This is a genomic window from Filifactor alocis ATCC 35896, from assembly GCF_000163895.2.
Lineage (GTDB): Bacteria > Bacillota > Clostridia > Peptostreptococcales > Filifactoraceae > Filifactor > Filifactor alocis.
On the sequence record NC_016630.1, the window covers coordinates 1325089 to 1337682 of the forward strand.

At 36.5% G+C, this 12594-nt stretch carries 14 protein-coding genes; all 14 read right to left on the reverse strand.

Going from position 1 to position 12594, the window contains the following annotated elements:
- Entirely contained in the window at positions 1–1452 is a 1452-nt protein-coding gene (locus HMPREF0389_RS08765) for a sensor histidine kinase (RefSeq protein WP_014262698.1), read from the reverse strand.
- On the reverse strand, positions 1445–2131 hold the full coding sequence (locus HMPREF0389_RS05820; protein ID WP_014262699.1) for a response regulator transcription factor: 687 nt from the start codon (positions 2129–2131) through the stop codon (positions 1445–1447). The genes HMPREF0389_RS08765 and HMPREF0389_RS05820 overlap by 8 nt, the downstream gene beginning before the upstream one ends.
- Positions 2132–2249: 118 nt before the next feature.
- Positions 2250–3020: a ribonuclease HII gene (locus HMPREF0389_RS05825; protein WP_014262700.1), complete on the reverse strand. Its 771-nt coding sequence runs from the start codon at positions 3018–3020 to the stop codon at positions 2250–2252.
- A gap of 23 nt (positions 3021–3043) precedes the next feature.
- Complete coding sequence (ylqF, locus tag HMPREF0389_RS05830) at positions 3044–3910, reverse strand: ribosome biogenesis GTPase YlqF (protein ID WP_014262701.1); 867 nt, start codon at positions 3908–3910, stop codon at positions 3044–3046.
- A 142-nt stretch (positions 3911–4052) separates the two neighbouring features.
- Positions 4053–4433: a large-conductance mechanosensitive channel protein MscL gene (gene mscL / locus HMPREF0389_RS05835; RefSeq protein ID WP_014262702.1), complete on the reverse strand. Its 381-nt coding sequence runs from the start codon at positions 4431–4433 to the stop codon at positions 4053–4055.
- A gap of 204 nt (positions 4434–4637) precedes the next feature.
- Positions 4638–6602 (reverse strand): TRAP transporter permease, encoded by a 1965-nt coding sequence (locus HMPREF0389_RS05840; protein ID WP_242821707.1) that lies wholly within the window; start codon positions 6600–6602, stop codon positions 4638–4640.
- A gap of 64 nt (positions 6603–6666) precedes the next feature.
- A complete protein-coding gene (locus HMPREF0389_RS05845; protein ID WP_014262704.1) occupies positions 6667–7173 on the reverse strand; it encodes a DUF1850 domain-containing protein in 507 nt (168 codons plus the stop codon).
- Positions 7174–7175: 2 nt separating this feature from the next.
- Positions 7176–8189 (reverse strand): TAXI family TRAP transporter solute-binding subunit, encoded by a 1014-nt coding sequence (locus HMPREF0389_RS05850; RefSeq protein ID WP_014262705.1) that lies wholly within the window; start codon positions 8187–8189, stop codon positions 7176–7178.
- A gap of 367 nt (positions 8190–8556) precedes the next feature.
- Positions 8557–9318, reverse strand: coding sequence for a DUF4300 family protein (locus HMPREF0389_RS05855; RefSeq protein WP_408610231.1), 762 nt, complete (start codon positions 9316–9318; stop codon positions 8557–8559).
- Positions 9319–9547: 229 nt separating this feature from the next.
- Positions 9548–10294 (reverse strand): DUF6873 family GME fold protein, encoded by a 747-nt coding sequence (locus HMPREF0389_RS05860; protein WP_156775250.1) that lies wholly within the window; start codon positions 10292–10294, stop codon positions 9548–9550.
- Positions 10266–10694 carry a transcription antitermination factor NusB gene (nusB, locus tag HMPREF0389_RS05865; RefSeq protein ID WP_014262708.1) on the reverse strand — a complete coding sequence of 143 codons (429 nt, stop codon included), beginning with the start codon at positions 10692–10694 and terminating at the stop codon, positions 10266–10268. The genes HMPREF0389_RS05860 and nusB overlap by 29 nt, the downstream gene beginning before the upstream one ends.
- A gap of 22 nt (positions 10695–10716) precedes the next feature.
- Positions 10717–11082: an Asp23/Gls24 family envelope stress response protein gene (locus HMPREF0389_RS05870; RefSeq protein ID WP_156775251.1), complete on the reverse strand. Its 366-nt coding sequence runs from the start codon at positions 11080–11082 to the stop codon at positions 10717–10719.
- Positions 11083–11199: 117 nt separating this feature from the next.
- Complete coding sequence (gene plsX, locus HMPREF0389_RS05875; RefSeq protein ID WP_014262710.1) at positions 11200–12189, reverse strand: phosphate acyltransferase PlsX; 990 nt, start codon at positions 12187–12189, stop codon at positions 11200–11202.
- 108 nt (positions 12190–12297) lie between these two features.
- On the reverse strand, positions 12298–12579 hold the full coding sequence (locus HMPREF0389_RS05880) for a DUF1294 domain-containing protein (RefSeq protein WP_014262711.1): 282 nt from the start codon (positions 12577–12579) through the stop codon (positions 12298–12300).
- Positions 12580–12594: the final 15 nt, after the last annotated feature.

Here is a 12594-nt window from a genome sequence, read left to right on the forward strand (position 1 = left end):
CTAAAATTTTCTTATCTTATCTCTCAAATTTACTCCTCCGCGCTGCAAATGAAACAGCTTTTTATTTCCGGATTTCTGTGTTTTTTCTTGTCCTGTTTTCGATGTAGGAATCAAAATATCTACACAAGCGCCGTGCGGAGAAATATTATAGCCGGAAACTGTTCCCTTTAACTGTTTTACAGTCGATTTTACAATCGCAAGACCTAAACCGGTATTTCCTTTTTCGCCTTTATAAAAACGGTCAAAAATCAAATCCATCTCTTTGGTATCAAAGCCTTGACCGTCATCAATCACTTTGATACGCATAAAATCTCCCTCTTGTTGCCCCTGCACCTCAACCTTGCTCTTCGCATAACGAAGTGCGTTCGATACCAAATTGTTGATAATACGAAACATATATTCCTCATCCAATCTATGTATCAGGTGTTCCTCTACCGAATTCAACAATTCAATATGCTTTTCTTCCGCAACAAACTTGAATTTATACAACACCTCATTCACAAAATCGTGAACTTCTATATTTTGTACTCTATTTTTATCAATATCCTCTCCCGGATTGTCCAATTTCGTCATATACACAATACTGTTTACCGTATTGGTCAACTTATTTGTTTCATCAATAATGATATTTAACGAATCATCTACATCTTCTTCCGAAATAACATGATCACGAATCGCCTCTGCATATCCCTGAATCGACATCAACGGTGTTTTTAATTCATGAGAAGTATTCTGAAAAAATTCCTTCTGTTTTTTATCATATTTGACCATTCTGTTTGCCATCTTTTGAAACGAAATATTTAAATCACTGATTTCATCCTTTGTATTGATTTCTTCCCATTCATTTTCTCCGTCAATAGAAAAAGACTGTATATTTTTTTTCAACAGATTGATTGGTCGAATAAAAGTCCTTTCAAAGAAAAATGCCAATAAAATTGCACTAAACAGCGAAATTGCAAGACCTGCCATAGATGCCCTGTTGATCAACGAATTGATAATTCCCAATTCTTCTTTTTCACCGATGACGAGGAGATATCCAATCACAGACTTGTCATCTTCAGCTAAAATCGTTCTCTCCAACACAAAATATTTTTTTTTCGGATCATTCGAATTGAAGAAAGCCTCCCCTTCCTCCAAATTCCACGACTCAAACACAACATCCTTCTGTTTGTTTTGTACAATAAAATTGGCATTCGGATACTGATGAGAATAAAACACCTTGTCCGGAAAAATATCTGTCAAATTAGCCATCTTGCCGTGTTGCTCTCGATAAAGCGACAAACTGTCCTGAATCTGACTCAAAATATGATCGGCGGCAATATTTAAATCCGATACAATCTTAGCATTCAAATTATTGGAAAAATTCATTTTTGTAATTCCCATAGAAATACCTACGGTAAACAATACAATGATAAGATAACTCAATACTATCTTTTTTCCAATTTTACTCATCTTCCTGCACCTTATATCCATAACCCCAAACAGTTTGAATTTTTACCTTAGACTCAATATCTTTCAATTTCTTTCTCAATCTTTTAATCGTATCATCCACATTTCTGTCATATCCGTCATATTCATATCCCCAAATATTTTGGATAATTTTGTCTCTTGACAACGGATATCCCTTGTTTTCCACCAAATATTTCAATACTTCATACTCTTTCGTAGTAAGTGCCACTTCTTCTTCGCCTACTTTGACAATTCGTTGTTCAATAAAAATTTTCAAATCTTCTACAGAAAGCACATTATCCTCTTTCTTCTGAACTACCGCATTGGTTCTTCTCAAAATATTTTTGATACGAACAACAAGCTCTCTTACACTAAACGGTTTTGCCAAATAATCATCAGCACCCAATTCCAATCCCAAGATCCTATCTAACTCTTCACTTCTTGCCGAAACAAAAATAATCGGCACCTCGCTTGTCATTCTTACCTTTTTGCACAAATCCAAACCGTTCATGCCACGCATCATAATATCCAGAACGAGCAAGTCCACTTCATTGTTTTGCAAAAATTCATACGCTTTATCAGCATTGTCAAAATCCGTTACTTCATATCCTTCTTTTTTTAAATACATTACAATCAAATCACGAATTCGTTTTTCATCATCTACAATCAAAATATGTTTCATTGACTCTTCACCTGTCCTTTTTTCAATCGTTTTCTATATAGTACCCCCAAAAAATACATTTATCTTATTTTTTGTTTGTAATTTCTGTGGAAATCTTTCCCATACATTTCAAATATCTCTAACTTTTCAAAAAACTCTTCCTATGAATCGGAGTCACGCCATAAGTCCTCAACGCATCGTAATGATGACTTGTTCCATATCCCTTGTTACTCAAAAAATCAAATTCCGGATAAATCCTATCATAATCTCTCATAATGCGATCACGATACACCTTTGCCAAAATGCTGGCACAAGCTATACTATAACAAATACTGTCACCGTGTATCACCGTTTCTTGCCGAATGGAGCAATTTGAAATTTCTTGGTTGCCGTCCACCAAAACAAGGTCCGGTACTTGTTTCATTTCCTGCATCGCTCTTTTCATCGCCAAAAAAGTAGCTTGCAAAATATTATATCGATCAATCTCTTCACTGCTTGCAATTCCGATTCCAAAAGAAATACTATCCTGAATCACCTTATCATAAAGTTCTTCTCTCACAGTTTCTTTAATTTTTTTGGAATCATTCATTCCAAGAATCAAGGAGTCGGACTTCATGATAACACAAGCCGCAACCACAGGTCCCGCCAAAGGCCCTCTGCCTGCCTCATCTACTCCGCCTACCAAAAGAATTCCTTTGCTATTCCAATCCTGTTCCTTAGCTTTCATTTGAAGAATCCTCTGTTTTTCTTCTTCCGCTTTCAGTCGATTCTTTCGTAAAGAAATCCCTATCTTTTGAACTCCGAGCCTATCATCCATCAGCAGAATTTGCTCCAACTCCAAATTCTTTTCTTCTTCATTCATTTGTAAAATCTTTTGTTTTATTGCTGATATGCTTTGTCCTTCAAACACAAACATCCCTCCAAATGAAACACTTACACTTGTTCCTGTGGTGTTTCCAATGTAATCCGTCCTAACTTTCCTTCTCTGAAATCATTCAAAATCGCCTGCGCTGTCCTCAAATAATCAATTTCCTGTCCACGGAGAACAAATCCTCTTTTTTGAGCAATTTTATCCATAATTTCAAGCGTTTCTAAGGTATCATCTATTGTAATGCCATATCTCTCTTCCAAACAGTTCCCATATCTTCCGCGAAGTTCATTAAGTAAAGCGAACGCAATCTCCTCCAAATCAAGCACCTCATCTCGAATCGCTCCGGTAAAGGCAAGCATCAGCGCAACTCTTTGGTCCTCAAACTTTGGCCACAGAATTCCCGGAGTATCCAACATTTCAAGATTTCCCTTCAATTTTACCCACTGTTTTCCTTTTGTGACACCGGCTCTATCCCCTGTCTGTGTTGACTTTCTCTTGGATAATCGATTGATTAATGTCGACTTGCCGGAATTTGGAACTCCCGCTATCATAATTCGAATCGCTCTGTCCTTCAATCCACGATTTTGCAATCTCTCCAGCTTTGGTGCAAAAGATTCTTTAATTTCCTGTAACAGTTCCTTTGTGCCATCTCCTGTCGTTCCGTTATAAGAAATTACTGAATGATTTTGTTTTTTATAATAATCAATCCACTTTTTCGTTTCTCTCTCATCAGACAAATCTTCTTTGTTCAATAGAATCACAATCGGTTTACTGCCGGCAATTTTTTCAATATCCGGATTTTTACTGCTTTTTGGAATACGGCTGTCCACTACCTCTACAACCACATCAACAATTGACATATTATTTTCAATCAATTCCCTTGTCTTTTTCATATGACCGGGATACCAATTGATATGCATTTCTTCCATCGTATTTTCCTCACTTATCCTATGTTTTTATTACATTATATCATAGATTCTAAATCTCTATCTTTATATTTTACAACAAAAAAGCCAGATGCTAAGCAATTATTCCTTCACTTAACATCCGACTTTAAATCCATCTCAAACTCTATTTTTGTTTTAACAAATCTCTGATTTCGGTCAATAATACTTCTTCTTTCGTTGGTTCAGGCAGCACAAGTTCAACCGCTTCTTCTTTCTTCTTCATAGAATTCATTCCCTTAATTACGATAAAGATACAGAATGAAATTATCAAGAAGTTAAATACTTGCTGAATAAAGTTTCCGTAAGTAACATCCACTCCCCTAACATTAAGTACCAAGGATGTAAAATCAACTCCACCGATAACAACTCCGATTAAAGGCATAATCATATCTTCTACCAAAGAAGTTACAATTTTTCCAAAAGCTCCCCCTATGATAACCCCGACAGCCATATCAACCACATTGCCTCTTACAGCAAACTCTTTAAATTCTTTTATTAGTCCCATCAAAAACATCCTTTCTCTTTCATAAATCCATTTCCTTTGTCTTACGATTGTACCACACAAATCAATAGAATAATCATGATTTGAACAGAAAAAAATTATTTTGCTATAAAATATTCTACATAAACACAAAAAAATCTACCGATAATATATCGATAGATTTTTTATGATAATATTCAAATATTTAATTGTATTGTTTTATCAATTCTAAGCCGCTGCTCTTTTTTTCGCCAAAGCTTTTTGGAATAGAATCAAGCCCACAATCAATATGCTTCCGATTGCATCTGTTTTGACGGAAGGGTTGATTAACATCAAACCACCCACGATAAACAGGATTCGGACAATAGGATTTGTTTTTGTTTGTACCCAACCGGATACTCCACCGGCGATTCCATACATTCCTATCAAGGAAGTTGCAATAATACGAACTACTTCTATTGCCGTAGTATCTACCAAAATCAACGCCGGATTCATCACAAAGATATACGGAATCAGGAATGCGGCAATTGCCAGTTTTGTGGCCTGCACTCCTGTATCGAACGGATTTCCCCTGGCAATGGCAGAACCTGCATAAGCTGCCAAAGCAACCGGAGGTGTGATATCCGCCAAGATTCCAAAGTAGAATGCAAACAAGTGAGCAGAAAGTATCGGTACTCCCAATTGCATAACAACAGGCGCTGCAATGGTAGATGTAATCAAATAGTTCGCTGTTGTAGGTACCCCCATTCCCAAGATTAAGGAAGTAACCATTGTAAAGAACAATGTCAAATACATATTTCCCCCTGCAGCAGTAAGAAGTCCCCCGCCAAGTTTTAGTCCCAAACCGGTCAAAGTAACGATTCCTACAATGATACCTGCAACTGCACAGGCACAAGCAACACCGATAATATTTCTTGCCCCGTTAACAAATGCCTCTCCCAATGCAGAGATTGGAACACGGGTACTTTTTCTCAAATACGGTACAATCATACAAGCTACAATCCCTCTGCTTGCAGCATAGATTGGAGAATAGTCCATTCCTAACAGTACGATAATGACAATCAAAGGAATAATTAAATGTCCTCGTTCTTTCAATATCGGTTTTATTTTCGGTAACTCTTCTTTCGGAATTCCGACCAATCCGATTTTTTTCGCTTCAAAGTCAATCATCATCCAGATTCCTGTGAAATAAAGAAGTGCAGGAATAATTGCCGCTTTTGCAATCACAATATACGGTTCTCCGACTGCATCTGCGATCAAAAATGCCGCTGCTCCCATAATCGGTGGCATAAGTTGACCACCTGTAGAAGCTGCCGCTTCTACTGCTGCTGCAAATTCAGGTCTGTATCCCAATGACTTCATCAAAGGAATGGTAAATGATCCCGTCGATACGGTATTTGAAACGGAAGATCCGGAAATGGTTCCTTGTAATGCCGATGTCAATACCGCTACTTTTGCCGGTCCACCTGCGGCATGCCCTGCAATCGCATTTGCCAAATCAATAAAAAATGCTCCGATTCCCGTTTTTTCCAAGAATGCTCCAAACAAAATAAATAGGAAGATGTAAGTTGCACAAGTTCCCAGCGGCAAACCGATAATTCCTTCCGTTGTATAGAACAAGTGACTTGCAACACGAGGTAATGCATACCCTCTATGATGCAAGAATCCCGGCATGGACTTTCCGAAAAACGCATAGATAATAAATATTGTTGCAATCACAACAATCGGAAGACCTACTACTCTACGACAAGCTTCCATTACCAATACCACTCCGATTGCCCCCACAATAATATCTGTTGTATTATATGCTCCGGAGCGATTGATCAAAGCGTTGTAATTTAATAAATAATACATTACAATTCCAAAAAATACTCCTGCAAAAACATAATCTAAAATGAAAATTTTATCCCGTCTTCCTTTTTTTGTAGCAGGATACAATAAATAGGCCAAACAAATTACAAATCCCAAATGTATCATACGCTGTAATTGAGCGGGAAATGTCCCTGTCACAGCAGTATAAATTTGAAAACTTGTAAAACAGATTAAAATTCCAACAATAAACTTATCCCAAAAACCGGTCAATCTACGATACGCAGATTCTTTATCCAACATCATCAACAATTCCTCTTGATTGATTTCATCGGAAATTGCTTGTTCTGTCAGATTTTTCTTTTCTTCTTGTTTATTTTTCAACAAACCTCACTTCCTTTCTTGTTTTTATTTTTGTTTTTTTCTGTATGCAAAAACAAAATTTTTTCTAATAAAAAGAAGTACATATCCTTTGAAACAAATTTGTTCTTTTCAAAGATATGATACTTGTCTTGTATGGGTTTTTTTGAAATAAAAAAACCTCATTGTTCCCAATACTCAATTTATGATTTGCAATTCCGGCTGCCGCATAAGACACTTGATGCAGCTCATTTTTCGGAAAATCCAATCTCAAAAAATCACCTTCTTCCGTCATTTGAACCCCTTCTGCAACAGAATCCATCATCCCTGCACCATAACTTTGAAACCATCCCGTTTTAAGATAAAATGTTTTATTTTCCAAATTTATTTCATACCGTTCAATGATCATTCCCTTATTGACAGAGTGACGAAAGCTTACCTCAAAATAAGAAGCACTTTCTACCGGAAGAATAGAAACATAGGTCCCGGTTTTATCCTGAACAACCAAACTCAGCTTGCTCGGAACGAATAAAATAAGGGCTATAGTGAACAGAAGGAGAAGAGTTCCTCTTCTCCTTACTGAACAACTTATCATACTTATTTTACTCCCTTTTCATCAAAGTATTTTTGTGCTCCCGGATGTAACGGAACAGTTACTCCCAACACTGCTTCTTCCAATTTGAATTCTTTTGCTTTTGCATAAGATTCTCCAAGAGGCTCTAAGTTTTCATAAATTGCTTTTGTGAAGTTATAAACTTCTTCTTCGCTCATATCATCTCTACATACAATCAAAGCTCTTACGCCCAATGTAGTAATATCATTTTCTGTTTTATAAACATCTTTCGGAATCACAACATCTGTATAGAAAGGATATTGTTCTTTTAATTTATCAGCTTCCGCTCCGGAAACATCTACTAATTTCAAAGCTCTTGTTACTGCAAGTTCTGTAACTGCTGTATTAGGAATACCTGCTGTTACAAAGAACGCGTCAATTTGACCGTCTTTGAAAGCACTCCCGCTTTCTTTGAAAGATAAACGGTTTACAGAGATATCATCTACTGTTAATCCATATGCGTCTAATACTTGAAGTGCATTTTGTTCTACTCCTGAACCTGCATCCCCGATAGAAACGCGTTTTCCTTTTAAGTCTGCAATCGTATTGATTCCGCTATCTGCAGCTACAACTACTTGGATTACTTCAGGATAAATAGATGCTACAGTCGCAAGTCCTTCTACTTTTCCGCTTTCTTGGAACAATCCTGTTCCGTTGTAAGCATAATCCAATACGTCATTTTGAATAATTGCAAAATCAGCTTCATCTTGAGAAATTAGCATTACATTTTCTTTAGATGCTCCTGTAGATTGTACTGTTGTGTTTACAGAAACCTTTTCATTTACCAAAGTTGCGATAGCTCCTGCTAAAGGATAATAAGTTCCTGATGTTCCACCTGATGCAAATACATAGTTTCCATCATTGGTAAGTCCTTCTGTTGCAGCTTTTGTATCGCCATCGGATGACTCAGGCGTTGTTTCTCCGCCACAAGCTGTCATTGTGAACAACATTGCTCCCACTGTTAAAAAACACAGACCTTTTCTTACAAAATGTTTCATGTCTTTTTCCTCCTTTTTATGTAACCATAATGTCAAATATATATAATATATATCTATCGCCATGATAACACAATGCATTGAAGTTTTCAATACATTCTAAAAATTTTAACAACAAAAAAACACGAAAACAGTTAAATAAGACGTTTTCCTAAAGAATTTTACCACTACCCTCGGCTGAAATAATATATCACTTTTGTATAATAGTACATACTATTTTAGAACAATTTCTTATATTTTTCTCAAAACAAAAAATTGTCTCAAATATCATTTCCGATACTCAAAACAATTTTTTATGTCATGAACAATGCTACTGCATAGTTTCGTGTACCCTTCATTTTTTACAAACAAGTTCTGTTGCTACACATCTTTACTTGTTCGGATTTGGGCGATATCCTTCCATCAACTTATCATTTTCCATAATAAACGGAATGGAAGTCGGTTGTCCTACTTCTACATCATATTTTTCCATCAAGTAATCACTTAACTCTACCCTGTTTTGAAACACATTCATACGATAAGGTTCTTGAAATGCAACTTTTTCGATGAAATAAAGTCCTCCATCTTCCTTTGGAACCAAAACTCCGACATGTCCTACAAACAGTCTGCTGTCATCTTCCGTTAATTGAGTATGGAACACAACGGAAATCATACTGATTTTATTCGGATTGGATAAAAATTTCACGCCTCTGTCCTTCCATGCTTGTTGTATCTCATTCACATGAGCTGGCACATCTTTTGTTTTTTCTGCATTGACAACTCCTGCAAATACAGCCTGAAATGTATTGTAATCTTTTTCTTCCAAAACACGTCCGTCTTGTCGTAACGAATTCAAATCAAATATAATCTCATCTGTATCTAAGTTTTTTATGGGATTTGCTTCAATAAAATCTCCCATCAAAGAGCATGCTGTAATTCTACAATTATATCCTTGGAAGTCTTTGTTTTTTCTATCCCACTGCTCTTGCATCTTGTAAGGATCATACTTTGTTTCTGTCGGTTTGCCTGTTTCAAATCCGTTGGTCAAAAATTTTCTGTCTACACTCTGTTGAAAGAAATTCACTTCATTCAAAAATCTTTGCCGTCTGCTCTCAGATACTCCGGCTTGAGCAAGTACTTTTTGAGCGATAATTTGCGTTTCCGGTTCTGCCAAATTGGTATAGGTTACCTCCTCCAACGATGGTACCTGACTTTGTTTCATACAATGTTGATATGATATTGCCATACCACAGACAATCAGTACACCTGCTATCAATAATCCTGTTTTCTTTTTCATAACTGCTTGAAGAAAGATAAATTACCTTCTTTCTTCAACCTCCTTTCAAATTCTGTCACTTATCCTATAGTTTGTATTACCTACCTTACATGGAATTATCTTTCGTTTTGAGATATAAAGGCAAAAAACCTCCTACATCAACTAATCTGCCTTCACTCATCGATAAGAGACTGACACCTTTTTGATCCGCGAAGTTTTTCATCTTCCAATAGTCGGGATGTTTGCGGATATCTCCGGTAAAATAAATTTCTCTTCCTCTTGTAAGGGAAGTTCCTCCTAACAAACCATATTCCATTCCCCACAAAAAGATATCTTTCCACACCGATACCAAACATACATCTAATTTTTCTTTACAAGCTCGATAAATACCGATATCCGATGTAATAATACTTTTTTCATCTACTACAACGATACTGCACTTGGCATATCCTTGTTTTACTACAATCGATTCTACTTTTTCCTTTGTCAATAGTTCTTTTATGACAGAATCTATATATTTGCTATGAATCGCTGTTTTTCCGAATATCGCAACATTATACCGCACATCATAGGGATAGTCTCTTGCCAGAGAACTCTGTCCTAAAGTAATATCGAATTCTCTTAAATCAAAACGATGGTGATCATAGACTTCTCGTTCGATAACTGTAGTCAAAAAAACAGGACACCCGACAATATCTGAATGTCCTGAAATTCCCTCATATAATCTTGAGTCTAATGATATCGGATGCAAACGAATTCCTTTTTTTGATAAAAATGCAACTGATTTTGAATCTGAAAAAAAACGTTCATCCACAAAATAATCTCTATGCATTGCTGTCGTTAGATAACTCAACTTTTTCTTCCTTTTGGTCTATTGTAATTTGCTTCAAAATTCCATTAATAAATTTGTAAGAATCTTCTCCGGAATATTTTTTCGAAAGAGACACTGCTTCATTAATTGCAACAGCTACAGGAATATCATCATAATACATCATCTCTGTAACCGCTAATTTCAGAATGGTCAAATCAAGCTTAATCATTCTGGAGACATCCCATCGTTTCGAAGATTTCTGAATTTTGTCCATAATATCATCTCTATGAGAAAAGTATAATGTCAAAACATCTTTCACATACCCTTCCATCAACCCTTCTCTCATCAAATATGGTTGCAAAAATTCTATCTCTTCTTCTTTTTTGATGCCCATCTCATATAGTAATTTGAATGCTTTTTCTCTTTCCGTTTTTCTGCCCATTCCGCATACCTTTCCATTTCTTTTATTGTTTTTCTTCTTCCGGCTGTGTTACTCCCTGTACATGAACATTTACAGTCATAACCTTAAACTCTGTCATTGATTCGATGGCTTTCTTCACGTTCTCTTGTACTTTTTCTGCAACTTCTTGAATAATGCTGCCATACACAATGCTTAAGAACACATCAATTTCCACAGTATCTTCTTCAAGCTGTACTTTCACGCCTTTTGAAAATTTCTTCTTTCCTAAAATTTCTGTTAAGTTTGCTGCCATAGAACCGGTCATTTTAGAAACGCCTTCTATTTCACTCGCTGCCAATGATGCAATTGTTGCAATTACATCATCTGAAATTTTTACTCCACCCATTCCTACTACTTCTTCTACGCTCATTATTTTTTCCTCCTGTCCTCTCATTTTATGGAACATTAGATAACATAATACATTATAACAAAAATTCACTTAAATGCCTATACGGAATTGAGATATCTTATACTCTGTCTTCATTTCTTACGATATAACCTCTTTAATGTGAGCAATCAAGCCTGAATGATGATACTCAGCCGCTCTTAAGATAGCATTGGAAAATGCTTTTGCATTGGAAGAACCGTGCGCTTTCACAACTACGCCATCTACTCCGAGTAACACCGCTCCTCCTACTTCTTCGTAATTCAAGCTGTCTTTCATTCCTTTCAAACTGTCTTTCATCAACAATGCACCCATTTTTGCTTTTGTGCTGGAATAAACAACTTCTTTCATCATTGCAAATATCGTCTCAGCCAACCCTTCCGTCAGTTTCAAAATGGTATTTCCGGTAAATCCGTCACATACCGCCACATCCACAATTCCTTTCGGGATATCTCTTGCTTCAACATTCCCGTAAAAGGAAATTTCCTGTGTTTCTTTGAGTAAAGGATACGCTTTTTTCACTAATTCGTTTCCCTTTGTTTCCTCTGTTCCGATATTAATCAAGCCGACTTTGATATCATCTTTTTTGAATGCAATTTTGGCAAAAATACTCCCCATCTTCGCAAACTCCACCAAATGTTCCGGTGAAACATCAGCATTTGCGCCAATATCCAAAATCACAGTAGGATTCAAAGACGGATAGATTCCCGTAATCGCAGGACGAGATACCCCTTCGATTCGACCCGCGATAAAAATTCCTCCCGCAAGCAATGCACCTGTATTCCCTGCCGAAACAACAGCATCCACTTTCCCTTCTTTCAAAAGGTTCATCATAACCACCAAAGAAGAATCTTTCTTTCGTCGAATTGCCTTCACAGGTTGGTCATCACCCTCAATTACTTCGGTAGCATGTACCACTTCAATATGACTCCTGTCCGCCTTTTGTTCATCTAATACACAATTTATCTTTTCCTCATCTCCGACCAAGGTAAGAGAAAGTTCTTTGTTTAATTTAGTAGCAAGAATTGCTCCTTTTACAATTTCTTTCGGGGCATTGTCTCCACCCATCGCATCAATTCCAATTCGTATCATGTCTTAACCCTCTTTCTTTCTGATTATCCACATTGGATAAAAAATATAGTTCTATGTTTACATCAACCATACTCTACGGATATCTAAAACTTCTTCTTTCTCAAAGCATTATGCAAACCGTTTCATGTAAACAAAATATCCGATGATTACCTGTATCAACAAAACAAGGGGAACTCCTACCATAAATTTCAAATGCTTTGTCTTGTGAGAAAATATTTTCATTCCCACAATAAAACCGACACTTCCGCCCAAAATACAGGAAAGCAACAGACTGTTCTCCGAAATGCGCCGCTTGTGCATTTTCGCCTTCCATTTATCAACTCCGCATAATACAAACGAAATCAAATTCATTCCGAAGAGATACCCAATCCCCCCGTTTATATTTTCCACTTCTTCTATCTCCTG

Excerpts from the sequence above, each read along its gene's own strand:
- ylqF (WP_014262701.1), bottom strand. The coding sequence starts at position 3,910 with ATGGAAGAAATGCATATCAATTGGTATCCCGGTCATATGAAAAAGACA.
- mscL (WP_014262702.1), bottom strand. The coding sequence starts at position 4,433 with ATGGGACTAATAAAAGAATTTAAAGAGTTTGCTGTAAGAGGCAATGTG.
- plsX (WP_014262710.1), bottom strand. The coding sequence starts at position 12,189 with ATGATACGAATTGGAATTGATGCGATGGGTGGAGACAATGCCCCGAAA.
- HMPREF0389_RS05820 (WP_014262699.1), bottom strand. The coding sequence starts at position 2,131 with ATGAAACATATTTTGATTGTAGATGATGAAAAACGAATTCGTGATTTG.
- HMPREF0389_RS08765 (WP_014262698.1), bottom strand. The coding sequence starts at position 1,452 with ATGAGTAAAATTGGAAAAAAGATAGTATTGAGTTATCTTATCATTGTA.
- HMPREF0389_RS05870 (WP_156775251.1), bottom strand. The coding sequence starts at position 11,082 with ATGAGCGTAGAAGAAGTAGTAGGAATGGGTGGAGTAAAAATTTCAGAT.
- HMPREF0389_RS05845 (WP_014262704.1), bottom strand. The coding sequence starts at position 7,173 with ATGATAAGTTGTTCAGTAAGGAGAAGAGGAACTCTTCTCCTTCTGTTC.
- HMPREF0389_RS05850 (WP_014262705.1), bottom strand. The coding sequence starts at position 8,189 with ATGAAACATTTTGTAAGAAAAGGTCTGTGTTTTTTAACAGTGGGAGCA.
- nusB (WP_014262708.1), bottom strand. The coding sequence starts at position 10,694 with ATGGGCAGAAAAACGGAAAGAGAAAAAGCATTCAAATTACTATATGAG.